Source organism: Halorubrum vacuolatum (genome assembly GCF_900188065.1).
Taxonomy (GTDB): Archaea; Halobacteriota; Halobacteria; order Halobacteriales; family Haloferacaceae; genus Halorubrum; species Halorubrum vacuolatum.
On the sequence record NZ_FZNQ01000017.1, the window covers coordinates 16,200 to 41,259 of the forward strand.

Below are 25,060 nucleotides of genomic sequence, written 5' to 3' on the forward strand. Positions count from 1 at the left end.
GGCAGCGTTCGCGGTGATTCAGCTTCCCGTGAGCAACACTTCGTCGGTGGGGTCTTGGTCCATCGTCAGCGGTGCCTCTCCATCTTTGGTGTAGTCTTTGAGGGCGGCCCGTAGGAGCGCCTGTTGTTTCTTACTGATCTCGATGTTCCCTCTCGCGGCGGCCTCGATCTGCACCGGAGGGAGCGTGACCTTCGGATGGGCGGCAAGGTTATCGGGCGTCGGGGGTGTCGCGTAGATCGTCTCGTCGGACGTGAGCTCGTGGTCTTCGGGTGGCTGTTCGACGTGAGCGGCGGCCTCCTCCGGTGTCATACCCCCTCCGGTGTCCTCGGTGTCTCCTCCCTGCTCGTCGGTGCTGGTGTCTTCAACCTCCTCCACGACGATCTCCTCGGCGGGAACGGCGCTGGTCGGGAGTGACTGATCGCCTTCTATCAGGTCGTTGAGCGCGGCCCGGATACGGTCGAGTTCCTCCTCGCTCGGAGTGAACACCCCATCTGCGAGCGCGTGGATGGTATCTTCTGACAGCTCCACTCGGGGGTCGTCAGCGAGACGTGCGGGTGTGGGCGGTTCGCGGTATTCGACGGTCGGCTCTGCAAGCTCGGGGGCGTCGTCTCGACCGCTGCCTTCGCTCCCTTCATGTTCCTGTTCGACGTCGGCTTCGCGCTCAGGCTCGTACTCTCCCGTAGACTGGCCTCCATCGGCTTCTGCGCCCTGTTGGACATCTACATCTGCGACTGCTCTCTCGTCTTCCTCGCCGCTCTCAACGGCGTCTGTCTGGGCGCTCTGTTCGTCGGTGTCGCCCTCGACAGGTTCCTCGGGGATGACGATCTGCTCGGAGAGGTCCTCGACGTCTTCGATGGCATCGCCCGCGACCGGCGAGAGGTCCGTGATCGCTTTCATCAGCGCGATGACCGTGTTGGTCCCCGGCTCTTTCTCGCCGGTCGCGATGGCCGTGATCTCCTCAGCGGTGAGGTCGACCCGGCTGTCTTCTGCGATACGGGCAGGCGTCGGTATCTGGTCGGCCTCTACCGGCTCCTCCTCGTGGGCGTCGGCTGGCGTGTCGTTGTGTTCCGCGCTCTCGTCGTTCGCTGGCGGCGTCTCGTCGTGTTCGGTGTCGTCTGCGTCGTCTTGTACCTCTTTGCTGGTGTCGTCTGTATCGGCCTCCTCGTCGCTCTCAGCGGCTTCTGTCTGGACGCCCCCTTCGGGAATGACGATCTCTTCGCGAAGGCGCTCTATTGGGTAGTCGTCGGTGAAACCGGTATTGCTGAGAATGACGTTCCTAATCTTCTGCTCACGCGGCCACGGTAGGCTGAGGTCGCCGGTCACGTAGTCGGCGATCTGTTGGGCCGTCAGTTCAACGCGCTCGTCAGCGGCGATCCGCGACGGCGTGAGCGCGTCGTCGTCAACGGGCGGGCCTTCCATCGGTTCGTCGCCCGACTCGTCGCTGTCGTCGCTCTCGTCGGCGTCCTCCTCTCCTGTACCTTCGTCGCCGTCGTCTTCTGACGCCTCCTCTTCTTCTTCTTCTGTGTCTTCGTCGTCGGTTGTCGCTTCCACGTCGCCGTCTGTGTCGCCGATCTCCCCGACCGAGAGGTTCGACGCGCTGACGCCGAGCTCATCAAAGAGTGGTCGGCACTCGCCACGGTGGTATATCTGCGGCTGGTTGTACTCCTCGTTGTCGCTGTCGGGGAAGATGATGATCTCGAAATTGTCCGTGGTCGGCCACTCATCGAAGCGGGCTTCGGGAATGAACGGCCCACGGAACGGCACCCAGTTTTGGAGGATCCCCTCTTTGTCCGGGTAGTATTTCTTCTCGCCGTCGACGTGGAGGACGTATTCTTCTTCGGATTTGTCGTACTCGTAGTAGGCCGGAACCGCGTACTTGTTGCCCTCGTGTGCTTCTTCGGGCGTGTCAAAGCGGGCAAACTCGATATTCTCCTCTCCGTGTGGTGTCTCGACGGCGGCAACGACGTCTCCGGTGTCTTTCTCTCGATACCAGATGGTCGACCGATTCGTCTCACCGTCGCCATCGAGTTTAGGCCGGAGGGCAATCTGATCTTCACCTACGCGGTAGTCGCCTCCACCGTCGTTGTAATACCGGGGGTGGCCGTCCTCAGTCGGTGACTTCCGGAACGTAACCTCGTCACTAACTACCTCTGCACTTCTGGTGCCACCCTCCGTCTCGTAGATGACCTTCTCGGCGCGTTCCGCCCAGTAGGTGAACCCCCCATGCTTGGCCGACCCGTCTTTCACGGCGAAGACACACTTATCGCCGTTCTCCATCGCTTTCCGGAGGTTATTGAACGTCTGGAACGGGTACTTGATCGTCGACGTCTCCGCTTCGATCGCTACGTCGTCGGGCCCCGCAAAGTTCCACACGCCGGGGTACTTCTCGCGAAGCTCGTCCTGCCGCTCGTTGATCGCATCAAGCGTCTTACTTCGGGAGAGGTTGTCGTCCACGTCGGTCGGGTCGATTGGCACTTCTGCAACCCCGTCCGGCGCTTCTTCTCCTTCCTGTTCGGGAAGCCACGTCTTGTAGCCGATTTGTGTGAACGCGACGTAGGCTTCACCGAGGATCCAGCGGTGGTCGTCGCCCCCGCCGGAGCCGGCGCTTCCCGTATCTTGCTGAAGGACGATCCCCCGGCCTTGCGAGGTGAGCCGGATTGAGGTATCCCCGTCTGAACGCTGTGTCTCGGCATACGCTTCGTTGACCTGCTCGTAGATATTCGACAGCTCTGAGAGGCTATCTACGGCGGCGTCGGGGAGTCTGACCAGTAGCTCTTGTTTCGCGTCTTCAAGCGAAACGTACTCGTTGGGGTCTTTTCCGGCCCTGAGTCGTGCGGCGAAGATGCTCTCAAGGACGGCATCGAGATGGCGTTCCACGACCTCTTTCGCGCTGGTGGGCTGGCTTGCCTGCTGTCGACCGGGGGCGTTGGCGGGGGCATTGCCGGGCTCGGTCGACGGGAGTAGCCCGCCGGGTGAGGTGTCGCGGTCTTCCGCGCCTTTGATGTTCGGATCGTCAGGTGTCGGTGTCTGGTCGACAAGCTGTTGAAGATACATCTGCCTCTCATCTCCATCTGCCATCGCAGCGTATCTGCCGATGCCGGTTTCCCACCGGCCTTGTCCTTCGTTGAACAGAAGGTTTTGGTAGACCTCTTCGTCGCTTCGCCGTCTCCGGCCTAACTTCTTGAGGCTGGCGTCGATCGCCGCTTGGGCCTCGTCTGTCGTTCGGAGAGGCGGGAATGGCGGATAGATATACACGCGGAACGCATCGGAGCGTTCCATGTTCTCGCTGATCGTCGTTCGCATCCACACATGGTAGTTCACCTCCTCGGTGAGATCCTGCGGATCAAGCCCCAACTGCGTGTTGTAGGTTCTCGCGGATTTCTGATCCCCGGGGTTGAACGACATGATCGTATCACAGTTGGTCGTGATCGCTTCCACGACGTTACTCGGGAGTTGGGCGGGGTACTGGTTGGCGAGTGTCATGGACAGCCGGTATGACCGGCTCTCGGAGATCATCGCGGGGATCGTTTCGTCCCCGAGTGCGAGGTTGTCAAACTCGTCACAGAACAGGTAGAAAGGTTCGCGCTCATACTGTGACTTCATCGACCGGGCACGGATATGTGACCAGATACGCCGAATGACGGCCATGCCGAGCATCTGTTTGAGCTCGCGTGGCTGTGAGCCCATCCGGACGATGATGATCTTATTGTTGTCGATCGCCTCGGGGATGTTGATCCCACCGGAACGGAAACCGATCATGCGCCGGGCGACCGGGTTTTGTATCCACGGGAGGAACCGACCGAGCAGCGGCTCAAGGTCGTCTTCGCTCATTTTCGAGATGGTATCGAGATGGGGAGCGACGAACCGGAGGTCTGCCTTGTGTGCCCGGGCGGCGAACTCGTAGCGTGACGCCTCGGATTTAAGCACATAATACATATCGACAAGGTTCATCTCCGGGGCATCATCGGGCGTCTTTGCGTTATACAGGTTCATCGCGGTGATGAGCGAGCCCGCAACGCGGTCCATGCGTGGCCCCCAGTAGTCGTCGCTGGCGGCGAGCATCTTTTTCAAATCATCCACCAGCGAAGCGAGCGCGGCGTCGTATTCGTCGTCGTCGGGATCGAGATTGAGGGTGATGAAATTGAACCCGGAGAGGTAGTCACCGCTGGCTCCGGGCTCGATCCATACCACGTCGTCAAGCCGGTGTTCTGGGATCGTCTGCATCAACCGGAAAGAGTCGTCACCCTTCGGGTCGATGAAGCACAACCCGGCTCCCGATTCAATGAGTTGTCGGGCGTCGTTAGTCAAGAGCGTGGACTTCCCGTAGCCGGTGACGCCGAAGACGGCGCGGTGTCGGAAGAGGTGGTTTTTGTCTATCGAGGCATCTCGACCGTTCCGAGTACCCTTCCCGACGAACAGCGGGGCGTCTGGATGGTCGCGTGGTATGTCTCGGAGGGCTTCTTCGGCCTCGCCGGTCGCATACACTTCGACCCCATCTTGCCCGGGTGGTAACTCATTGGGGTCGATCTCCTCGGGGATACCGAATGATTGGAGTTCTGCGCCGTACCGTTTTTTCCGCTTGACCTCGGTGTAGGCGTACTCAAACTCCTCCATCTCATACACCATGTCGATGACGCCGACGAATTCCCCGTGGATCTGGTGAATATCGTCACGGTCGCCACCGGAGATGTTGTCAATATCGAGTACCTCTTTCCCGCTTTGTAGGCCACTAACCAGTTCTTCGGGTCTGGGGTTCATGTCCGGTGGGACACACACGGGGGTTTTGCTATCTACCGTGATCTGGTCGACATGAAGGAGTACGGACCCTATGTGTTCGCACAGCCGTTTCCGATCTTCAAGGCTGAGATTTTTGCTCCTGATCGCTTCTATCGCCTCATCAATTCGCTGGCGTGTATGCCGGACGTCGATTTTTCGGATGGGCTCACCATCGGGCTCATCGTCGTCTCCGCCGAATATATCGAACATAGGTCGTCGTTAGAGTTACCGGCTGTTTTCGGAGTTCTTCTGCTGGTCGACGTGATCTACCCCATCGTCTGCGGCCCCCCATGACGTCTCGGGCTCATTATCGCCGCTCTCACTACCTGTGCCGCGTCTGGTTATACCGAAGACGTCGATTGTCCCGTCCGAATCGTCCTGTGAGCCCGCTGGCTCGGGCTCCGTTGGGAATGGGCCTTCCTGATAGATACTCTCGACAGGCTCATCGGGCGGTGCACCCGGTTGCGCTTCCGAGCCTTTAACCAACGGATCGGAATCGTCAGCCCCATTCTGTTGATTAAATTGCTCTGCGTCAGTTTCGAGGGCATCGTCTCCTTCGCCTACTGCATCGGCCCCTGACGCAGTTGCACCTTGCTCGGGGCTTTGCCCGTTTTGATTCGCGGTCGGGTCTGACTGCCCGTTCTCTTGTGTACGCAGTGGGTGGCTCCGGGGACTCGTCCTATGTCTGCTGTGGTGTGTTTCATTGCTCGCCTGAGTCGCCCATTGGTTGACTCCCGGGTGCCGGTCGCCGTTGCGTGTTTCCTCACGCTTTTCCTCGTCTCTCCGCCCGGCCTCGGCGGGCACACCGGGGCCAGTCTGCTGTTTCGCCCAATCCACGACCGGCGTGTTGATCTCCTCATTCGGTATGTGGGCGATACTTCCGAGTGCTGAGACGGGTTGGAGAACGGTGGGCGCTCCCGGGCCGAACTTAACGCGACTCAGCCAGCTAATGTCGTGGGTTCGCCCGGCGACTTGCTTGAGGTGATACGGTATATCCTCGGGATCAATCGAGTACGGCTCAAGCCCCTGCTCGGTGAATGAGTTGTAGTATTTCTCAAAGTCGCTCGCGACCGTGTTGCAGCGCCGCTCGGCGATCTCCTGATACGGCGAGATCGCGACGACGCGGATAGTCATGTAGTAGCCTTTCGCGCCGTGGAGTTTGTCGACAATTTTGGCGCTACGCTTCCGTTTCGATCCGGGGTCGCGAAGCTCCCACCCTTGGATGTGGTTGCCGGTGAGCTCGCCTTCTTTGATCTGGGCGGCGGCCTCGGTGACGTTCCGCCCGTAGGGGAGCTTCTTGGTCCAGACGTCGCGTGCGGGCTCGAAGATGGTCTGGACCATGACTCGACAGTCTTCGGCGGTGACGCGGATGCCGTCTGAGGTTTGGTCTTCTTCGACCACCATATCGGAGGTAATGTCGCCGTAGGGGTCGACCTCGAACTCCTCCTCTGAGATTTTGCACTTGATCGGGTAGAAGAACGGCTTTTTTAGCCGCATCCCGGCCATTGCGACGTAATCCCCTTTCTCAAATTTGGGGAACATGTCGTCGGCTTCGGCGATCTGGGAGTTGGGGTAGTTTTTGCGTATCTGCCGCTCGAATTGGTTGGCGTCGACGCGGGTATCGGGTTTGAGGTAGAATTGTAATTTCCCACCGTCATAGACCATTTCGTAGGAGTGTTGGTGGGAGTCGGTCTGGATGAATTTGAATCGGCCAAAGCCAATCTTTCTCTCGCGGGGGTCGTGGACGGTTTCGTATAGGTTGATGCTGGCGTCCATGCCCTCGTTTTCTCGGGGTGGTCGCACGCGGAGGCGTGGCCCGGAGGTTTGTTCGGCAAGTTCGATGCCCTCTTTGTAGGTTTCGTACAGTTCGTCGTCAACTTGGATCGCCGGATAGACGCTCGTCTCTTCAACGAGGGCGTCGGCGATCTTGTTCAGGATTTCCATGTTTATTCTCACCATTTTCCAGGAGTTGATGCTCTATTGGACTCAACACCGACGCTAACAGAAGTCCTAAAATCTGGCGTTCTGTTAATTCAAAATATCTAGGTGTACCGGGTCGTTTATACTGTTTCACTGGTTTCATCATATGAATCACAACTCCTTTTCATACGTTTTCAACCAATGTTTTACAGAAAGAGATACTTAGAACATTTTCCCCGATTATCACAGTTGATTTTTTTCTGAGCGTTAAAGAAACAGAGGTGGCCCTAGGCCTTTTTCTTTATGTATATATGAGAGAAAATTAGACAGTGACTCAGGGATTAGAAATTAATTAAATCCTCAAAAGGTAGAGAATTCTGTCAGCTATTACCGGGAGGATAATACCCACATATTCTCAATTTTAACATTCTCATACGGAATATAGATCTTCGTGTTTTTGTCTTTCTCTCGATAAAAAATAATCTTATACTTCTCTAACAACTGAATATCGTCTTTCGTTTCCTCGACGGCTTGTCCGAGATTCTTTGCAAGTTCAGGGATATCCACATTAGAGTTGTTTAGCAGATGACGAATGATATCTATACGATGTGGGGAAAAGATCTGTTTGAGATGGTTGGGATCCTCAAAGCTGATGACGTGAGGTACCGCATCATCCTGTTCCCAACGCTGGATCCGGTCAAGCATATCTCCCCTATGCTCTTCAGTGGATGAAGACACAATGTGGAGCGTTGGGGGGGAAAGTACCTCCTCTGGACCCGTTTCTCTTTCCAATAAACCCAACCAATCTTCGCATGGTTCTTCGTCTGTCAATTAAATCACCTATATTAGCTGTGCGTTTTTATTTTCTAAGTGTTACCTTTCCTTACGACAAATATTTAGGTGGAATGAGGCGCTTAGCGCCCTTCCACAGTGAACGTCGAAGACACGAGAGCGCAGATGCCTCTGGTCGGCGAGATTCTGAAGCTCCTCGTTGATCGTGCTCCAGGTGGAGTCGGCCTGCTCGCTGATCCACTTGACCGACCGCGGTTCGCGAAGGGTCCCGGCGGCCGCCCGAATCCGGTTGCGGGCACTCATCGACTCAGTCCACGACTGGACGCTATCTCGCGAGGATCCGGACATACGTGGCACCGCTAGTCCTGATTCCGATACGGGAGCGTTGTCACGTCGAACGCATCGTAGTGCCGGTCGTATTTGAGGATGTGATCCACCTCTAAGGCTTCCATATGCGCTGCAACAGTGAAATCGGTGAGCGACGCATCCAGATCCGTCCACTCAACGAACGTTGCTTTGGCGTCAGCAAAAACTTCCGCAGAGACGGATTCGAATTGATAGAGCGTGCTTTCGTCAAGCGTCGTCAGGAATAACGCGGCGTTCCGCATCGACGCTTGCTTTTTCAGCCGGGTAGCGGCCTCGTCGACGATGTGGTCGTTGACGATGAGACGACGATACGGGAGGTCGCCGTCGAGAACGAACGTCATGAACGCCCGCGAAACTGCGTGCATCTGATCCTGGGGGTTGAAGAGCGCGTACAGGAACTTGGGGCCGATGACGACCTGATGACGGACGTGACCTGGGCGAAAGTGCTCTGGCGTGACCGTCCCGATCGGGGTGTCAACTGATTTAGCCATCCGAACTCAGGATTGCGCAGACGGGTCGTCGGCGAGCGTGAACGGTTCGTCGCTACCTTGCCACTCGTCGACGAGATCGTCTTCCTCGCGAGCGTCAGTAGCCGCCGACGATGGGAGCGATTCGTCCTCGAGGTCGTCGAGGACGGTGAACGCCGGGTCGTTGGGATCGGCTTGCTGCTGGCGTTCGATCCACTCTATCAGCGCCTCGTGCCCGGCTTCTTTGAGCGAGAGCCCGTGTTCGCTCGCGAACTCGCGGAAGCGTTCGTATTCGTTCTCGTTCAGTTCCGTTTGAACGTGCTTGGTGTCGTTACTGCTCATGGGGACCCCAGTTGCTACTTCCATCTATTTGCTCATGAAGTATAAGATGTTCGCATGACGTATTTCATGTATCGTACTCAAACGGGAGACGGAGCGGACCCTGGCCCTGACAGTGAATTTCGTACTCAGTCGCCAGCTTCTGAAACTCGTCCCACTCCGGGAGCTGCTCATCATCAACCTCACCGTGCGTCTTGAGGTAGCGGAGCAAGGCGTCGACCTCGCCTTCGAGTCCATACTTCGCCGCCTGCTCTCGGAGGGCCGCCTCGTCGACGTCGACGTCTCGTCCGAGGGGCAGATGGACCATAACGACTTCACGATTCGGCGAAGACATTCGCCAGATGATCGAAGAGCTTGAAGCGAACCTGAAAGCCTGATTCACGCGCCCATACCGATCAGGTCGGCGACAGCAGTTCCGAGGGCGAGCGCAACGATCGCGACGCCGATACCGAGACCGAAGAGTGCGTAGTTCGCGATCGGATTCGACGCCTTTGCGATATCGAAAGTGTACCTCCGATCACGCCACGGCGCCAGTGGGCGGATGCCTGCCGGCGTGAGCGCGTCCGCCACGAGGTGACCGATGACAGTCGAAACGCCGACAACGAAGCCGAACCCGCCAAGGACCAACGCGACGCCGGTCCCAGAACTGGCCCCGAGTACGCCCGCCACGATGCCGAAAACGACGCCGACGAGCAGCGCGAACCACACTGTGTGGGTGGGTCCGCGGTGGGTAATGAACGGGACGCGAAGATCCCAGTCCGGAACCATCGCGGCGGCGACCGCGGCCACGGCACCGGCGACGGCCAACTCCACAGCACCAATGGCAACCGTAAGGAACCCGATCGGGGAATAGGCGATCAGGGACGCGCCGTAGTGACCGGGACGATGCATCGTGTGCCATTCGAGTCGCGGGAGTGAAAAGACCTCTTGCGATGTGTATATCGGCCGGATCACGCCGGACGATCTACCACGGTGATCCGACGGGAGAGAATCAGCACCTGCGTTTTTCCCTCTTCGCGGGATACAAGGAAGCATGAGCCAAGAACCCCCGATCGAGAACGCGCTTTCGCTTGAGGAGTTGAGCGACGTCCTCGCCGAGGCGACGGGGACAACCCGCGAGGAGATCGAACGTGGGGCCGAGGAGTTGGAGATCGCCCCACCGAGTGAGGCGACTGTCGTCGACCGGGACTGAGAGTCGCTCTTCTCGTGATCACCGAACCACCGTTCATACGAGCGGTATGTATCACCTAACAGCGCCCACACCAAGCAGGCTGAGTGTCTGTTTTCGCTAGTCAACCGTAGCTCCGAAGGTTCCTGGATCTGTCCAAGCAGGGCTTGGAACAGGCCGCTCATACATGTGGCACCGTGAGATCGCTGAACCTCTCCGGTGCATCCGTCAATATCACCATCGACTGCTTGTTATAGGGCCTCCCACAGTGCTCGATGAGAGTTCGATGTATTAACCAACAGTTCAGCTTTTCCGGCGACACTGTTGGTTAATCTCGGAGATATAGTGCAGTTCTCAATAGACAAGTACCCGCCGCTCGAGTCGAGATCGCGACGCTCAGATTACTCTTACTCAGGTTGAGATACGGGATCGACGATGTCGTGACATCCTGGACATTCCGCCCAGACGCCCTGCTCCCCGGATGCCTTTTCATAGTGAATGAGCACATGTCTATCCGCGACTGTCTCACCACAGAACGGGCAAGTGCCAAGGGCTGCTTCGGGATTGGGGGTCACCATACGTGGCCTCGCTGTTGTGGGGGAGGGACACGTGTGACACATTGTTGATGCCGGCTCTCCACACCTCAGAGCCTATTTTAGGTCCCTCAGGCTTGTCAATGAAGCCCAGTATAATATAATTCAGGTGACCAGAGTGGAAGTAATGGAGCCGTGGTAGCTACTCTGGGTGATCTGTCGCTTCAAGCGTTGAAGCGTCGATATCTCCCGTTCAGTCTTCCGTTGACGTCGTCACGTCGTCGCACTCATCGCCGCTGGAGTTCTCTTCGGCTCGCTGTTCGCGCTGATCGGGGCAATCATGGAGTTCGTGCTGATCGAGTCGCTTCGGACTGGCGAGGTGTCGCTCCGGCAAGAGTGGAGCCAACGCTGGCGGCAGGGTCTTCGCCTGTTCGGGTTCCGGATCGTCATCGGGCTTCCGATGATCGTATTGTTCGTCGGTTGGGTTGCGTTCCCATCTGGCTGGTTAGGTGCGTGATTTCCTCTTCCGTTTAGATATCAATGGCCAGCAGCGGGATGTGTGTCGTCATCTTGATCGTCCTCAATAGGTTCGTAGTCGGCGTTTCTACCCACCGGGGTGAATCCAGGGACGTAGCTGAAGCGTTTCCCTGGTTCTCCAGAAAACATCCATGGAAACGAGCCCCGAAAATCGCGAGCCCGATATTCTGGACGCCACTCCTGAAGTTCCAGTGTTGGTTTCGCCACTTGTGGGGCGGGCAATTCCGCGCGCTCAAGATCTTTGAGCGTGAGAACCCGCACTTCGAGTTCGCGTGCCAGTTTCTCTGTCCGAGGCGTTAGTTCCGTCGTGTGACAGAGAATAGGCATCGCCCGGCAGGCAAATGCGACTGTACACAGTCGGAACAGCGTCGATGGGGTGATCAGGTTGCTCGTCCAGTCTTTGCACTCCCCGACGACCCAGTCGCTGGGTGTCTGTTGCTTTTCACTTCGCCTTGCGACCACATCAATCTCCAGACTGAAGAGATGTTGGCGTGTATCCGCATGGTACCCCCAGCGTGTAAGTGCTCGTTGGAGTTGGTACTCAAGCCACCGACCCTTATTCTCGCCACGGCCCCCGATATGTGGGTCGACATTGTTGAGACTCACGTCTTCCAGGTCAGCGAGTACTGGACTCTCTGTCGGTACTGCGGGTATGATGTCGCGTATCGCCGTGGCGTACTCAAGAGCTGTTGTGAACTTCTCATCGGGGGCGTCATCGGAGTGGTTCGCCGCCGGTTGCTCAGTCTGGAGTGAGTGAATCAACCAGCACAACTGCCGTTCGATGTGAGTGAGCATCTCCGCGTAGTCGTCCTCCGGATCCGAACTTTGACTCTCCTGTGAGTCAGCGTCGTGGGTTGGTTCAGGAAGAATCTGCTCAGCCTCGTTAATAGGCTTATTAGTGTGAAACAGAAGCCGACGAGCGAACATCCGTTGGTCGGTGGTAAGCGTGTGGTCGGTTTCGAGTGTTTCACGAAACGACTCGATTGTTCCCGTGAGCGAGAAGAAATGGTCGGCGTACCCGTCCGGGAGTGAAGGTGCATTCGATGTCATTCTGTGAGTGGACTCGGCGTAAAGTGCTGCGGTGTCAGGGACGTTTCTGAAAGCGACTGGACAGCTGGCTGTCCCTGTTGCTTGATGTGATGGTAGAGATCCGTTTCATCGATGATACGACACCAGTGGTCGCTGTCGGCCTCTCTGTACCGCAGTTCGCCGTCGACAGCCACAAGGACACCCTGCTCGGTTTTCGCCGTCGCATCGAAAACGAGTGCCGGTGGATCAGGATTGTGCCAGCTGTCACGAATCCACTCAAGCAGCGTATCAATCGTCGGTGGATCAACAGGATTTGGATATCGTGGCTCTGCTGGAGCTCGAATCGCGACAGCGTTGACGCTGTCGCTCCCACAGACTCGCCAGCTCTCACCTGTCCACTCGAGTTCACGGCGGGTCCAGCTGTTGCCGCCACTATTGGGGTCGAAAACGAGTCGCCGTGGTGGGGTAGTAGGCGGATCCCACTGGAGAACACACGAGCCACCGTCAGGGAGTGTTCCGTCAGTTGTTCGGCGGTGGTGCTCGAACAGCACAGCATCGATCTGCGCCCGTGTGCGCCGTAATGTGGCGATAGGGTCTGTAGTCGGCGTGGTTGTTATCTCGTCAGCGTCAGCGACCGCCTCAAGCAGTCGGTGGAAGCGGGAATCGATGTCTCGTAACACTTCGAGCGCGCGCTGGTGACTCGCTGTCATGTGGTTGCCTCAGTGTCCGGCTTGTAGCAGGCTGTCTGCAACCTGCGGATGTATTCTGCGAGTGGTTCGGTTGCGTCAGTTGAGGCGACTGTTTTCGAGCGAGTGTCGTAGTCGACAGCACCGACGTTATCGAGCTTCTTGAGATGTCTCTGTGTGAGCGAAACATAGACTGTTGTACGCTGGTCACTGCTGATCCTACTGGGATCGGTCCCGTTTTCGATCGCGGCGATCTCGACGGCAAGATCGCCTGCAGTAATTGTGTCACTGGTTCGTGATAATGAAAGAAGCACGCGACGCCGACGGCTGTTCGAGAGTGCCTCGAACGCCCTGTCAGGATCCATTGGGATCGCGAGCGATGCCGTCGAGTCTTCATCAATCATACTGTCCTCCCAAGGAGAGTTTCTCGTGCGTGACCGGGAGTCCGCTCCTAGTCCAGTCTGTCTGGTGCACCCGCTCTGTTTTGCTCGGAATAAACCACTCAACGGAATCGACGAATTCCTCAAACACCAATCCGTCTGCGACGCTGTCCAGTCTGAGCATGCCGCCGCGTGATTGGGTTGTGTACTGTCCGGTCTGGTCTGTTAGCGGGTCGTGTTCTGAAGCGGTTTCCCCGGTCTCGATGACCGTCAGATGCCGTCCAGAGGTAGAGTTATCACTCCTGACCCTGTCGTTTTGTCCTGCTGTCATTGGTCGGCAGCACGGGGCTTCCGGTGCCCATACACCGGAGGTCGCTTCTGAGGCCGTGCTAAGTCTCACTACTGTTGGAGCTATCTTCTATATGGGTAGCCCAAACTGTGAGTGATGAATTCGGTAGTTAGAGTAGCTGTTCTGCTTGATAATACTCTCCGAGTAACTCAGTCGTTAAGATCACCTCACTCACCCCTGGTGAGCAAAAATAAATCACAGCAGCAAGCTCACACCAGTCCATTATCTCTGCTCTCTACTCAGCCTTGTCTCAGTACCTCACAAAGCCGGTTAGTTAGAACGTCTGCTTGCAGAAGGTGTGTTCAAAACCCAGCAAGCAGACAGTAAAATCCACGAGGACCAGCTTCTTAACTTCCTCGTCAACCGGCTTGACGAGGAAGTTGCACTCAACCTCGCCAACAACGCTGAAATCGATGCTGAAGACATCTATGAGGTCCTCGTCGGCGCTACCGCCGACGGGACCTCGATCTCGACGCTGTGCAACTCCAGTGAAGACTCCCCATCTGCAAACACGATCCTCTACCATCTGCGGACGAAGTTCGAGCCGGAACGGCTCGAACGAGTCGCAAACACGCTCCTCCGGCGAGATATCGTCGAATTGCTCCCCGAGCAGGTGGAGGTCTGCGCAGACCTCCACCTGCGACCCTACTACGGTGACGAAGACGACACAGACAGCCTCTACCACTCGGTGGCGAAGCGTGGAACCACCGCCTTCCACGCCTACGCCACACTCTACGCGCGTGTGAAGAACAAACGTTACACGCTGGCGGTGCGCCGTCTCGAAGACGGCGATACCGCCAGCAGCGTCCTCGCTGAGTTCCTTGGTGTGCTTGACGGCCTTGACACCGAGGTCAAGGCCGTCTACCTTGATCGCGGATTCTACGACAGCAAGTGTCTCACGCTGCTTCAGGCGCATAACTACGCGTACGTGATACCGATCATCCGATGGGGTGAGACGATTCAGCAAGAGCTCTCGGAGGGGTGGAGCCGTGTCATTCAGCATGATCTGACAGGGAAACTCGACGGTCATAGCTGGACCGTCGAGTTTCCCGTCTACATCGATTGTACGTACCTGAACGGGAAGTATGACGAGAACGGCGTGGCGCGTCACGGCTACGCCGCTGACGCACCGTTCATCAACTCACCACGCGACGCCCGATACCACTACTCGAAACGGTTTGGTATCGAATCGAGCTATCGATTATCCGAGCAAGCGATAGCGACAACAACAACACGAGATCCAACAGTACGGCTGCTGTACGTCGTGGTGAGTCTGCTGTTACAGAACGTCTGGCGGTACCTTCACTACGAATATGTGGCGACGCCCCGCCGAGGCGGGCGTCGCCTCTGGTGGTGGCCGTACAAGGAGTTCGTCAATATGATTCGACGTGCCGCGTGGACGGCCCTCGCGGTTCGTCGGGCCGTCCCCGCGAACCGGCCACCTGACGACCGGTTCCACCGGTAGTCACTGACCGGGGACGCCGCCTTGTGAGTGGCGACGCTGTCGCGTCGGCGGCTAACCGCCGCCGACAACGACATCTCTCCGCCTCTCCGTCTGTAATTCCCCCGTCGAAACCGGCAGTACAACTGCTTCGACACAGAACTCAAGCCGCAGAAACAGCCAGCCGAGGATGCTTTGTGAGGTACTGCGGCTGGCTTCCCAATCGCAGAGCGCGAAGACAGGGTACCAATATCTATCAGCTCGCTGGTAGTCCACTCTCGTCGATCCCCTGCGGAGCCCCTGTTTGGTGTCGATCCCTCGGCTCCGCCCTGAAACCCCCGCTACGCGGCCGACTACCTCTACGTTCAAACTACCGTACCCTAATTGTGTGAATTCGAGTTGAACGTAGAACGGCCTCAGATTCCGTTATAGGGTCTCTAAGTGGTCTTAGCTCCGATAGCTGAACGTAGAAGCAAAATATATTTGACTTGTCTCTATATGAACATAGCCAAAATCCGCTGCCGTCTTGCTATATGAAAACTTATTGGCCGCCATACATAATATATATGATAACGTCCAAAATCCGCCGCCGTCTTGCTATATTACCGTCTCAAAACAGTATTTTGGGGAAATATATGGGGGTTTTAAAGAAGTTGCTGCCGTCCTGCTATATGAGAAAATATATGGGGGTTTTAAAGAAGTCGCCGCCGTCTTGCTATATGACGAATTTCAAAAAGTGGCGTTTCGAACCGATCGGGTCCCGAGATGCTCCTCAAGAAAATATATGGGGTTTTTAAAGAAGTCGCTGCCGTCTTGCTATATGAGAAAATATATGGGGTTTTTAAAGAAGTCACCGCCGTCTTGCTATATGACGAATTTCAAAAAGTGGCGTTTCAAACCGATCGGGTCCCGAGACGGTCCTCTCGAAAATATATGGGGTTTTTAAAGAAGTCACCGCCGTCTTGCTATATGAGAAAATATATGGGGTTTTTAAAGAAGTCACTGCCGTCTTGCTATATGAGTGGTTTTCTCCCTGACTAACACTCGCTATTGTGATAGGTATGTGCTGATAGCTGGAGTGAACGGGTGTTGAGAGGTACGATCTCCCACCTATTTCTATCCTTCACGGTATTTAAATGGGTCGCGAGAATTCTTCTTCAGTTTCGTTTTGCGTAGGAACTGCGAAGGCTCTCTCTAGGATTTTCTCTGGCTTGCGTAGGAACTGCGAAGGCGCTCTCTAGAATTTTCTTTGGCTCGAATAGGAACTGTGAGAAATTCTTGAAGGATCTAGAACCATCTCTGTTGGGTTCTTTGTGTTAACGCTTGGATGAAAAACCGCACGAAATGAACTGCTGCGACAGACCCAGTTTCTACGTTTTCACGACTTGATGCCTACAGGTAGCTCGTCTATCGACTGGTGTTTGTCGCTATTGCTCGATTGGTTTTAGCTCGATGGGAACTCTGGTTCTTGGTCGAGGTCGATCCTGAGACCGCCATCCACGTTGTCTCCGCCGAGACTTTCGTCCCACTCGGGCCGGTACCGTATCGTCTGTTCCGGCATCATGCCTCGATCTTTGAAGAATCCGCTCGCGGCTATCACGGCGGAGTTGTCTTCGTTGTCGATCTTCGTAACGAAGTCTCGGTCAAAGTACTGGTCGAGTGGGATCAGCGCGATCTCATTGTCGTCTTCGTCGTAGGTGAAGAGGACTGCCTCTTTGCCATCGAAGTATTTCCGTCTGAAGAGTGGCGTGAGTCGGTCGACGACGAGCTTGGGGCCTGACGCGAACGGCATGATCCTCGGTTCGATCTTCCTCCATGATCTTCGTCGCGACGATCCTGACGCCGTCGAGCGCCTCTACGAGCTGATCGGACGCCCGCAAGCCGGTCGCACTCTCTGCACTGACTGTTATCGAGGTCGGCGTCGGACTCCGCGGTGAGGCCGACCCATCCCGGACGCAGTGTGCCGACGTCATCGACCTCCTCGAGGTCGTCCCACTTGGCGTCGATGTGGCTGGGGCAGCCCTTGAGATTCAGCGCGCTCTCTACCGTCTCGCTCTTATGGAGAACTGCGGAAACTCCCTACCAAGGGAAAGAACGGAACACATCCACGAATGACGAAGTTACGTGCCCTCGATGAGTCGCTTCAGCTGTTCCGGCGGAACTGCACCCCGAGCGGCGTAGCCCTCATAGACAAACGTCGGAACGCCCGTTACACCGTCCTGCTGTGCTTCAGAAAATTGGTCGCGGAGACGATCGCGAAGCTGCCCGTCTGCGATCGCCGTGCGAATTTCGTCTCCGTCTAATCCGGATACATCCGCAATATCGGCTAAGACATCGACATCGCTGATGTCTCGTCCATCGATCCACAGCGCCTCGAAAATCGCTTCATCGAAGGCGAGCCATTGCTCAGGATACTCTTCGTGTACGTAGAACGAAGCACCTTGTGCCGCGAAGGAATCCACGTCCTCCGGAAGGTCCTCGAGGTCAAGCATCTCAGTAGCGTCGTACTCCTATTTCAATCGGGCGACGTTCTGTCGTACTTGATCGAAGTACGCTTCGTTCTTTCCATCGTCGACCGAGTGATCGATCTCGCCGTCGGGGCCGCGCTTTTGACTCCGAAGATCGAACGGCTGCCAGTCGATTTTGAGGGCACTGTCGCGTGTTTCCTGATACTTCTCTAATGACCGACGACCAAGGTAACAAAATGGACACACGTAATCGGAATATACTGTGATATGACCGCTGTTCTCAACCATCGTGTGTCATATAAGAGTGACCACGGGATAAGAATTCCAGTAAGCAGGAGGTTACGGAGAATAGCCAGGGCGTCATTGAAGACCACAACTCCTCGCAGCAGAGGAGACTCTCCAGCAGATCTACTACACTAGCTCTGACAAAACCGAAAATTCCTCGACCCGTGACGAGCCGTCCTTAGGTTAACCAATAAAATTCACTTGTGTACGCGCTCTGCTAGTTAAAGCGAGTGACTGCTGATGTCCAAGGAGCCACCAACGCCGCCAGCGGAACTCCCGGCAGCGATCGTTACCGCACTCAACGGCTACTCGCCCACCCAGCTCCGGCACGTCGCCAGATACGCGGAGGCACTAGCAGAGTACAAAGCTCGCGAGGCCCGCTTCGAGGAGGAATTAGATGAGAACGATGTCGACGAGGTGCCTGATGACCTCCCAGACGACGTCCCGGCGAAGGCGACGATCACGATCAAGGAGATCAACGACAACCGCTACTACTATTGGCAGTGGCGGGAGGGAGACAAAATCAAATCCAAATATAAAGCGCCAGTGAGTCCCGACAAATAGTGGGGGTGTCTGTGGCTATATACGCAAAACTACACCCCGTGTGCAAAGTGAATTTTTCACCCAGAGAACTCGGATGAGTTGCGACTATTGAGCTGAATATGTATCGGATTCATCTCGAAGCGATACGAGTACGCGCACGCTCTGGTCCACTTCGACGTCGACGACGACACCGAGCGGGCAAAACGCGAAGTCGAGGCCGAAGCCGTCGCGTACGTCGTTAGGCGGTACTGCGGGCTCGACACGAGCGGATCGGCGTTCCACCTCGCTGCGTGGAAATCGGACGATTCCGAGGTCGTTCGCGAGCGGCTGGTCGTCGACGAGAACGCAGAGTCACAGGACGTTCTCGAGCCCCGAACGAAGCGTGCCGTCGCCGAAGCGATGGACGTCTCGCTCCTCTCGAAAGGTGGCCGCTACGAGGTGCAGTCCGCGTCCGGGAACCGGTACGAAGTCGACTTCATCGACGAATCGTGTACCTGTCCCGACTGACAGCAACGTTCATCCGAAGGCGGCTGCAAGCACCTGCGCCGCGTCGATCACGAGATCAAACGGGGCCGCGTTCCCCGACCAGACGGCCGCCTTCCCTCCCCGTAGGTAGTGAGTGAGCTACTCCACGGGACGGATTGTCTCGCCATCCCGACGAATCCGGTCGAACGTTGAGAGATACGCGATCCGGTCGTGAACCTCCTCGTCATCCAGCTCCAGTTCCGCGGCCAGTTCGTCGACGGTCATCGGTTCACCGATTGCCTGGAGGACTTCGAGTCCCCGGTAGTACCTATTCGTGAGCTCTTGGACGCGGCCCTCGATCGGCGTGGTCACTCCGTACCGCTCCTCGAGTTCGACCAGGGCCTCGTTCGCGAACGTGGCAAACTGATCGTCCCCCAGGCGTTCGATCTGGGCTTCGAGTTCAGCCCGGAAGACGTCGTAATCGAGGCCGGCCTGCACGAGCATATTCATGTCCTCGATATCATCATCGCGGCCTGCGATTGCCTTGAACAGGAAGATATCCTCGTTGCTGACCAGCCGAACCGTCAGTCGATCCGTGTCGAGGAACGGCTCGCTGCGCTCTTGCATCCCGTCGGTGAGCACGAGCTTGTTCGCGACCTGCTGGTTGAAGATGTCGAGGCGACACCCGTCGTCGTTCTCGACGCAACTCGTCGCCCCCAGCGCCCGGTAATCTGAATCCAGCGATTGAACCTCCGCATACCCGAGGTCCATCAGGACGGCCCACAGCTGGCCGTACGCGTCGCCATCCGGGACGACCAGGTCGATATCTTTCGTCGCCCCTTTGAGGTCGCGCAGCGACATCGCGCCACCACCGATCAGGTAGACTGTGAGCGGTTCAGATAGCCCGTCCCCGATTCGCTGGAATTCGTTCTCGATGTACTCACGTCCGAATGTTGGTCTCATGGTAGTGGCACCTCGTAGTCAGCCGCCAGCTCCTGGAACTCGTCCCACTCCGGGAGCTGCTCGTCATCAACCTCGCCGTGCGTCTCGAGGTAGCGGACCAAGGCGTCGATTTCGTCTTCGAGGCCATACTTCGCCGCCTGCTCTCGGAGGTCCGCCGCGTCGACGTCGACGTGGCTGAGCAGGAGGAGACAGTACGAGCGGTGGCGGCTGCCGTCGTCAATCAGCAGCGTGTGACAACACAGCTCCGCCGGCGTGACTGCGTCGAGCTCCTCGGAGTAGAAGTAGTAGCGATGGCCGGTAAGCAGGAACTGGAGGTCGAAGGCTGCGAACCGAGCAAGGCCGGTTTCGTGGAACGCCTCCGCGTCGATCTCCGTCTCGGCCTGGGCGAGGAATTCGTCATAGTCCTCCCAGAGAATCGTGCCCTTCGGGGCGACGGCTTCGAGGCGTTGACGATGCAGATGGTGTGCGAGTTCACGGGCGAACTCGTGGAGGCGGTCGAAGTCGGCGTTGAACTCGTAGCGGCCGTCAGCCGTCCCCACGAGCCCACGGTCGCGAAACCGCTTGAGGACCCGGTTGACCGTGTTGCGGTAGTTGTCGCTCCGGTCGGCGATCTCCGAGACGGTTCGCGGCTGGTCGAGGTAGTACAGCACCTCGAGTGCCTTGCCGGTCAGCAGTTCGGGAAAGTCGATATGGGAATGCTGGCGAACGAGATCCTGGTAGAGTTCGACGGCACGAGCATCCGATGGGACGACTCGTTTTCGGCGGCCGTCGCGTTCCGTGTAGACGAGCCCCTTCTCGACGAGGTCGCCGACGGCACGAGAGAGGTAACTCTCGCTGTGATCGAGCTTCGTCGCGAGTTCGGAGATCGTGTCGCCGCGGTCGACCGTGGCGAGGACCTCGAGTTCGATGCGCCGGTGCACGGTGTAACATAGTACGAAACTTGTATATAAAGAAGTTTCGAGTAGTGTTACAGCCAGCAATCGCGAGAACCGTCTCCATCGTCTTAACCAACAAAACTATGGGTTCGTGGGCCGTGTTGGTTAACGCGAGAATAGCCGATGTCCTACAAACCCCCGACCCCACCAACGAACCTCCCGGCGGAGATCGTCAACACGCTCAACGAGTCGGACCCGGAACAGCTCCGAGACGTTGCGACGTACGCTGAAGCGCTCGCCGAGCACAGGGAACGAGAGGCCCGTCTCGAGGAATCGGCAGATCAAGAAGAGGTCGAGGAGCGGCCAGACGATCTCCCGGACGACGTCCCTGCCAAAGCGACAATCACGATCAAGGAGATCAACGATAATCGCTACTACTACTGGCAGTGGCGGGAGGGTGATTCAGTGAAGTCGAAGTACAAGGGTCCGGTCAACCCGAACGAGTAAAACTCGATGATGGAGGACACCCACCCCACGTTTCCGTCGTAACTGGATGTCGGTGGAGGGGGTGACGCTGATTTCGAAGAGACCACACCCCCCGCGTTTCCGTCGTTTCTCCACGACGGCGTAGGGAGAGGCTACGATAGTGCTATGCAGCCACTAATTCTGTTGACTTGGAACAATCTAGAGATGAACTAACTTCTGCAACACATAGATTAAAGTAGTATAGCTGAGAAGCGCTCATTAAGTGTACTTCGACCAAGGAGGGGGCGAAGTACTTCGCCCCCTCAGATGAAACGATCCTTTCCAGCTGCTTCTGTAGGCGGCCAGTATTGGACGGCTAGGCCGCTCTCGTCTTTGGTATCTCGTCGTCGATGTCTTCTTCGAGTCCCCTCCCCACCTGTTCAGTGATTACGACGGAAACGTAGGGTGTGTGGGTTCAGGATTCGACATCGAGGCGACGCTTCCGTCTGCGGGTTTCCTCTCTAACGTCGGAAACGCGGCTATATTGTCAGCAATCCAATTCCGCCGAATTACGGCATTTTTCGGCTGATACCGGACAAGGAACGTCGGAAACGTGGGGTGGCGTTCTCCACTAGATTTATACTCCCCCCGCTCACACCGTGTGATATTCAATGACGCCCGACTCTTCACCCAGTTCTGTCGACGATCCACTCTTTGAATCCGGGCATCGCATCTTCGCGAACAAGGATCTCCTGAAAATTGGCCACGTGCCGGAGGCTGACCGGATCGTCGGTCGCGACGAGGAAATCTCGAAGCTCGCGAAACGTCTCAACGGTGCTGTCCACGGGTACTCCCCGGAGAACGTGATGATCTACGGGAAAACGGGGACCGGCAAATCTCTCGTTTCAAAACACGTCTGTCAACGAGCTCAAAATGCCGCTCAGGATGGCGTCGAGATTGGGACAGCGTATATCGACTGTGCTGAAGACAACACGGAGACTCAGGCGATCTCCTCACTGGCCGCGAAGCTGAACGATGAATCTTCGACTGGAATCTCCGTCCCACATACCGGCCTCAGTACGTCGAAATACTACAAACTCCTCTGGAAGACGCTCGACGCTCAATTTGATTCTGTGATCATCATCCTCGACGAGATCGATCTGATGAACGACGACAGCGTGTTGATGAAGCTCTCGCGCGCTGAGGAGGCGGGGAAAATCGACTGTAGCGTCGGCGTCATCGCGATCAGCAACAAGATCCAGTACGTCGACAACGTGAACGAGCGCGTGAAAAGCAGCTTCCAGCACAAGGAGTTGTTCTTCAAGCCATACGACGCCAACCAGCTCCGGGAGATCATGTTCAACCGCGAGGACGCCTTCCAGGACGACGTCCTTTCCGAGGACGTGATTCCGCTCTCGGCGGCTTTCGCCGCGCAGGAACACGGCGATGCTCGGAAGGCGATCGACATTCTTCGCCACGCCGGGGAGGTCGCCTACGAGGCCGGGGCAGAGCAAGTGACGGAGGAACACGTCCGCCAGGCACAGCAGCACGCCGAAAAGGACCGGTTCAGAGAACTCGTGAACGGCGCACCCACGCAGGCGAAGGCGGCGTTGCTGGCGCTCACGGAGCTGAGTGTCAACAGCAACGATGATGCGTTCCTCACGAGCCGGGTGTACGACCAGTACGAACGCATCTGCAATCATCTCGATATAGATATCCTCTCCGTCCGCCGGTTCCGCGACATCCTGAAAGAGCAAGCCTTCCTCGGGGTTGTCGAAATCGAGAAGATCAACAAGGGAAGTGCGGGCGGCATCCACCTCCAAAACCGACTCATCGAAGATCCCCAGGTCGTCCGCGAAACGATCCTCGAGGACAGCCGGATTCAGGACTGGACTCGCAAGTAGTGACCCCCTACTACTGAGTGGGTGCGGACGACGGAAATCCGGGGTGGGGCGTGAGGAAACGACGGAAACGAGGGGGGTCGAAAATCACGTCGGAAACGTAGGGTTCGATCGAAACGACGGAAACCAGGGGTGGGGTCCACTACGACAGTTCGTTGGTGGCTCCGAACGAGTTCAAAACGGCGTCCCTCTCACCGGAGAGCTCTCGACGAATGTCGGATCGGTCCCATCCGAGCGGTGAAAGCACGCTCTCGATTGCTCTGACCAGCTGTGTCTCGTAGTACGAGGCGTCGTAGGACTCGATCGCTTCGTGGGCGAGGGCGACCCGATCTCGCGAGGATTTCTCGTCGTCGACGACCACGTACTCAATATCCTGGCCCGGGTGGACTGCCAGGTCCTGCTCGCGGGCTCGCTTTAAGGCGGCCACGTTCTGGGTATTCTGTGAGTAGCCTTCCAGCGGTTTGGAGACACGGTTCCGCTCGACGAGCCGCTCTACTGTTATGTTTCCCGTCTGCAGTTCGTCGATTGCTCGTTCGAGCCGTCCGAGCACCGCGTCCGGTGATCGCGTGGCATCGAGCCGGTCGAGACAGTCCCGCTGGACGTCCTCGATGAACGGCGGGGTCGAGCGTTGCCGGGCTTCGATGCCTCTGATCTTGAAGTCGTTGTCGCCAGCGACCTTCCCGAAGTACTTCGTCAACGCCCCGGCGTCGCTCTCGCACTGAGGCACGAACGCCACCCAGTCGTAGTGGGCTTCGTGTTCGAGCCGAATCTCGACGCAGTCGGTGATCTCCGTTGCGAGCGTCTCGAGATCCTCACGGTTTTCGTCGTCGACGTCTGGATCTGGAGTCACCCAGATCGAGTCGACGATCCCATGGACGACGTGCCAGCCGCCAGCTTCCAGCCGATGCTTTGCTTCCAACAAAATTTCGCGAGCGAACGCGTTAATCGCCTCGTGGCATTCGATCCGCCCGAATTTGGCGTTGCTGAACCCCTGATACCCGAAACAGGCGACTAGAATCCACTTCAGGGCCCCTGACCGACCTTCGAGTTCGTCGAGCCGGTCTTGGTCGGGCTTATCGCCCTGCTGTTCTCGACGAATGTCGGCTTTGATTTCGTCGCGCGCCTCGATGATCGGTTCGAGAACGTCGACGAGGTAGCCGCGCTTGTCACAGATCGAGTAGTCGAGTTCGGGAACATCGCTACGGTCGCGATGGCACTCACACCGGATGACGTCCGGTGAGACGTTCCGCGTACAGATGATGTTCGGGTATAACGAGGAGAAGTCGAGTTCGTGGACGTTCTCGTGGATGCCGACCTCGGGGGCGAAGATGAACCCACCGCGGTCGGCGTCGTGGAGCGTTCCCATCGGTTTGTAGAACTCGTGGCGCCAGGAGTTCCACGGGACGAGTACGCCGCGGTCGTGGGCCTCGCAGATCTGAATCGCAGTAAGGACGTTCCCGATCGATGCCCAGGCCAGTTCTTGGACGGGTTTCTTCGAGCGTGAGACGAGATTGAGGACGCCGTCGAGGTTCGTCTCTCCGTAAAAGAACGTATTCGACTCGTCGATGATCGCCCGGCCAGGGACGTTGTACCGTGCCGGCGAATGGCCGACACGTCCGTAACTCGAGTACGTCGACCGACCGGCGAGCTGCTGGTAGTCGACATCGGGCCAGCGACTCAGCGTGAAATCCTCAACGCTGGTGGCCGCGGCCATCTCATAGAGTGTCGGGATAATCTCGCTCGTCGAGCACGCGAGGATATCAGGGTTGGTGTCCTCGAGTGCTGCCTGGACGGTCGTCAGGATCTTTTCCGCCGATCCGGTGACGGTGTCGCCATCGACAGAGAACTCTGTGTACGCGTCGCGACTCGTTTCGGCCACTGGAACACTCAGGCGAAGCGTCGACAACTCAGTAGCCGGTATGGGATCGATCCCGTTCTCGAGGCAGTAGCGGAATTCACGAGAGAGGTCGATGTTAAAACAGGCGAGGTCACCGACCGGATACTCCGATAGCTGGCGGATCTGCCGAGCGAGCGGGACAATTCGGCCGACGTGGTTGACGTCGACTGCCAGAACTGGCTCCTCGGTACGTCGGAACCCGGGCTTCCGGTTGAGACGGTCGACTCCGACCACGTCTGGATGCTGTTCGTAGACCTCACGAAGTGTTGAAAGGTCTGCTGGAGCATCTGGTGACTGATATCCAACGTAGAAGCGCGGGGTGTAGTTCTCGACGACCGTGGCCTCGCTGCCACTGGCTGCTGGTTCCCACTCGAGCACACGTCCATCCTCGAGGAAATCAATTTTGTATGGCATT

22 protein-coding genes and 5 pseudogenes are annotated in these 25,060 nt (G+C 57.2%); 9 read left to right on the top strand and 18 right to left on the bottom strand.

What is annotated here, in order from left to right:
* Positions 1-18 precede the first annotated feature (18 nt).
* The gene (locus CHB65_RS13145; RefSeq protein WP_179213666.1) at positions 19-4,758 is read right to left on the bottom strand and encodes a type IV secretory system conjugative DNA transfer family protein; all 4,740 of its coding nucleotides are present in this window, start codon (positions 4,756-4,758) and stop codon (positions 19-21) included.
* A gap of 51 nt (positions 4,759-4,809) precedes the next feature.
* On the opposite strand from CHB65_RS13145, the gene CHB65_RS17490 reads away from it, so the two are divergent.
* Positions 4,810-5,070: a hypothetical protein gene (locus tag CHB65_RS17490; protein ID WP_179213667.1), complete on the top strand. Its 261-nt coding sequence runs from the start codon at positions 4,810-4,812 to the stop codon at positions 5,068-5,070.
* Here the strand turns inward: CHB65_RS17490 and CHB65_RS13150 are convergent.
* The 7 genes and pseudogenes from CHB65_RS13150 to CHB65_RS13180 form a co-directional block, all read right to left on the bottom strand.
* On the bottom strand, positions 5,002-6,720 hold the full coding sequence (locus tag CHB65_RS13150; protein WP_143420429.1) for a prolipoprotein diacylglyceryl transferase: 1,719 nt from the start codon (positions 6,718-6,720) through the stop codon (positions 5,002-5,004). The genes CHB65_RS17490 and CHB65_RS13150 overlap by 69 nt on opposite strands.
* Positions 6,721-7,083: 363 nt before the next feature.
* Positions 7,084-7,527, bottom strand: coding sequence for an HVO_A0114 family putative DNA-binding protein (locus CHB65_RS17005; protein ID WP_143420430.1), 444 nt, complete (start codon positions 7,525-7,527; stop codon positions 7,084-7,086).
* A gap of 120 nt (positions 7,528-7,647) precedes the next feature.
* Positions 7,648-7,836, bottom strand: a pseudogene (locus CHB65_RS17965) (DUF7342 family protein); the annotation flags it as partial.
* 11 nt (positions 7,837-7,847) lie between these two features.
* Positions 7,848-8,345: a type II toxin-antitoxin system VapC family toxin gene (locus tag CHB65_RS13165; RefSeq protein ID WP_245809978.1), complete on the bottom strand. Its 498-nt coding sequence runs from the start codon at positions 8,343-8,345 to the stop codon at positions 7,848-7,850.
* Between the two features lie 6 nt (positions 8,346-8,351).
* A complete protein-coding gene (locus CHB65_RS13170) occupies positions 8,352-8,663 on the bottom strand; it encodes a hypothetical protein (protein ID WP_089385534.1) in 312 nt (103 codons plus the stop codon).
* Positions 8,664-8,727: 64 nt separating this feature from the next.
* A pseudogene (locus CHB65_RS13175) lies at positions 8,728-8,940 on the bottom strand (hypothetical protein); the annotation flags it as partial.
* A gap of 98 nt (positions 8,941-9,038) precedes the next feature.
* The gene (locus CHB65_RS13180; RefSeq protein WP_089385535.1) at positions 9,039-9,551 is read right to left on the bottom strand and encodes a metal-dependent hydrolase; all 513 of its coding nucleotides are present in this window, start codon (positions 9,549-9,551) and stop codon (positions 9,039-9,041) included.
* A 142-nt stretch (positions 9,552-9,693) separates the two neighbouring features.
* On the opposite strand from CHB65_RS13180, the gene CHB65_RS17495 reads away from it, so the two are divergent.
* Together CHB65_RS17495 and CHB65_RS13185 are read left to right on the top strand one after the other, a co-directional pair.
* Entirely contained in the window at positions 9,694-9,852 is a 159-nt protein-coding gene (locus CHB65_RS17495) for a hypothetical protein (RefSeq protein ID WP_179213668.1), read from the top strand.
* 16 nt (positions 9,853-9,868) lie between these two features.
* Positions 9,869-10,085, top strand: a pseudogene (locus CHB65_RS13185) (IS1595 family transposase); the annotation flags it as partial.
* 150 nt (positions 10,086-10,235) lie between these two features.
* Here the strand turns inward: CHB65_RS13185 and CHB65_RS18070 are convergent.
* Positions 10,236-10,448 carry a DUF7837 family putative zinc-binding protein gene (locus CHB65_RS18070; RefSeq protein ID WP_449404573.1) on the bottom strand — a complete coding sequence of 71 codons (213 nt, stop codon included), beginning with the start codon at positions 10,446-10,448 and terminating at the stop codon, positions 10,236-10,238.
* A gap of 202 nt (positions 10,449-10,650) precedes the next feature.
* On the opposite strand from CHB65_RS18070, the gene CHB65_RS17795 reads away from it, so the two are divergent.
* A complete protein-coding gene (locus CHB65_RS17795; protein ID WP_449404574.1) occupies positions 10,651-10,878 on the top strand; it encodes a DUF7544 domain-containing protein in 228 nt (75 codons plus the stop codon).
* Positions 10,879-10,898: 20 nt separating this feature from the next.
* Here the strand turns inward: CHB65_RS17795 and CHB65_RS17500 are convergent, their stop codons facing one another.
* From CHB65_RS17500 to CHB65_RS13210, 4 genes are read right to left on the bottom strand one after another with little or no spacing between them, the layout of a single operon-like run.
* A complete protein-coding gene (locus tag CHB65_RS17500; RefSeq protein ID WP_179213669.1) occupies positions 10,899-11,948 on the bottom strand; it encodes a hypothetical protein in 1,050 nt (349 codons plus the stop codon).
* The gene (locus CHB65_RS17800) at positions 11,945-12,637 is read right to left on the bottom strand and encodes a hypothetical protein (protein WP_089385536.1); all 693 of its coding nucleotides are present in this window, start codon (positions 12,635-12,637) and stop codon (positions 11,945-11,947) included. The genes CHB65_RS17500 and CHB65_RS17800 overlap by 4 nt, the downstream gene beginning before the upstream one ends.
* On the bottom strand, positions 12,634-13,017 hold the full coding sequence (locus CHB65_RS13205; protein WP_245809981.1) for a DUF7344 domain-containing protein: 384 nt from the start codon (positions 13,015-13,017) through the stop codon (positions 12,634-12,636). Before CHB65_RS13205 ends, CHB65_RS17800 begins: the two co-directional genes overlap by 4 nt.
* The gene (locus tag CHB65_RS13210) at positions 13,010-13,324 is read right to left on the bottom strand and encodes a hypothetical protein (protein ID WP_089385538.1); all 315 of its coding nucleotides are present in this window, start codon (positions 13,322-13,324) and stop codon (positions 13,010-13,012) included. The genes CHB65_RS13205 and CHB65_RS13210 overlap by 8 nt, the downstream gene beginning before the upstream one ends.
* A gap of 316 nt (positions 13,325-13,640) precedes the next feature.
* Between CHB65_RS13210 and CHB65_RS13215 the strand changes: the two genes are divergently transcribed.
* Positions 13,641-14,807 (top strand): ISH3 family transposase, encoded by a 1,167-nt coding sequence (locus CHB65_RS13215; protein ID WP_089385539.1) that lies wholly within the window; start codon positions 13,641-13,643, stop codon positions 14,805-14,807.
* Between the two features lie 1,420 nt (positions 14,808-16,227).
* Here CHB65_RS13215 and CHB65_RS13220 read toward each other — a convergent pair.
* Both CHB65_RS13220 and CHB65_RS13225 read right to left on the bottom strand, forming a co-directional pair.
* Positions 16,228-16,575, bottom strand: a complete 348-nt coding sequence (locus CHB65_RS13220; RefSeq protein ID WP_089385540.1) for a hypothetical protein — start codon at positions 16,573-16,575, stop codon at positions 16,228-16,230.
* A 328-nt stretch (positions 16,576-16,903) separates the two neighbouring features.
* A pseudogene (locus tag CHB65_RS13225) lies at positions 16,904-17,539 on the bottom strand (DsbA family oxidoreductase).
* A 237-nt stretch (positions 17,540-17,776) separates the two neighbouring features.
* On the opposite strand from CHB65_RS13225, the gene CHB65_RS13230 reads away from it, so the two are divergent.
* Together CHB65_RS13230 and CHB65_RS13240 are read left to right on the top strand one after the other, a co-directional pair.
* Entirely contained in the window at positions 17,777-18,100 is a 324-nt protein-coding gene (locus CHB65_RS13230) for a hypothetical protein (RefSeq protein ID WP_089385541.1), read from the top strand.
* Between the two features lie 294 nt (positions 18,101-18,394).
* Positions 18,395-18,691, top strand: a pseudogene (locus tag CHB65_RS13240) (hypothetical protein); the annotation flags it as partial.
* A 12-nt stretch (positions 18,692-18,703) separates the two neighbouring features.
* Here the strand turns inward: CHB65_RS13240 and CHB65_RS13245 are convergent.
* Positions 18,704-19,507, bottom strand: coding sequence for a DUF6036 family nucleotidyltransferase (locus tag CHB65_RS13245; RefSeq protein WP_089385542.1), 804 nt, complete (start codon positions 19,505-19,507; stop codon positions 18,704-18,706).
* Positions 19,504-20,427, bottom strand: coding sequence for a helix-turn-helix transcriptional regulator (locus tag CHB65_RS13250; protein ID WP_089385543.1), 924 nt, complete (start codon positions 20,425-20,427; stop codon positions 19,504-19,506). Before CHB65_RS13250 ends, CHB65_RS13245 begins: the two co-directional genes overlap by 4 nt.
* Positions 20,428-20,565: 138 nt before the next feature.
* On the opposite strand from CHB65_RS13250, the gene CHB65_RS13255 reads away from it, so the two are divergent.
* Together CHB65_RS13255 and orc4 are read left to right on the top strand one after the other, a co-directional pair.
* Positions 20,566-20,889 (top strand): hypothetical protein, encoded by a 324-nt coding sequence (locus tag CHB65_RS13255; protein WP_089385544.1) that lies wholly within the window; start codon positions 20,566-20,568, stop codon positions 20,887-20,889.
* Between the two features lie 629 nt (positions 20,890-21,518).
* Complete coding sequence (gene orc4 / locus CHB65_RS13260) at positions 21,519-22,751, top strand: DNA replication protein Orc4 (RefSeq protein WP_089385545.1); 1,233 nt, start codon at positions 21,519-21,521, stop codon at positions 22,749-22,751.
* Between the two features lie 139 nt (positions 22,752-22,890).
* On the opposite strand, the gene CHB65_RS13265 is transcribed toward orc4, so the two are convergent.
* Positions 22,891-25,059 carry a type B DNA-directed DNA polymerase gene (locus tag CHB65_RS13265; protein ID WP_089385546.1) on the bottom strand — a complete coding sequence of 723 codons (2,169 nt, stop codon included), beginning with the start codon at positions 25,057-25,059 and terminating at the stop codon, positions 22,891-22,893.
* Position 25,060: the final 1 nt, after the last annotated feature.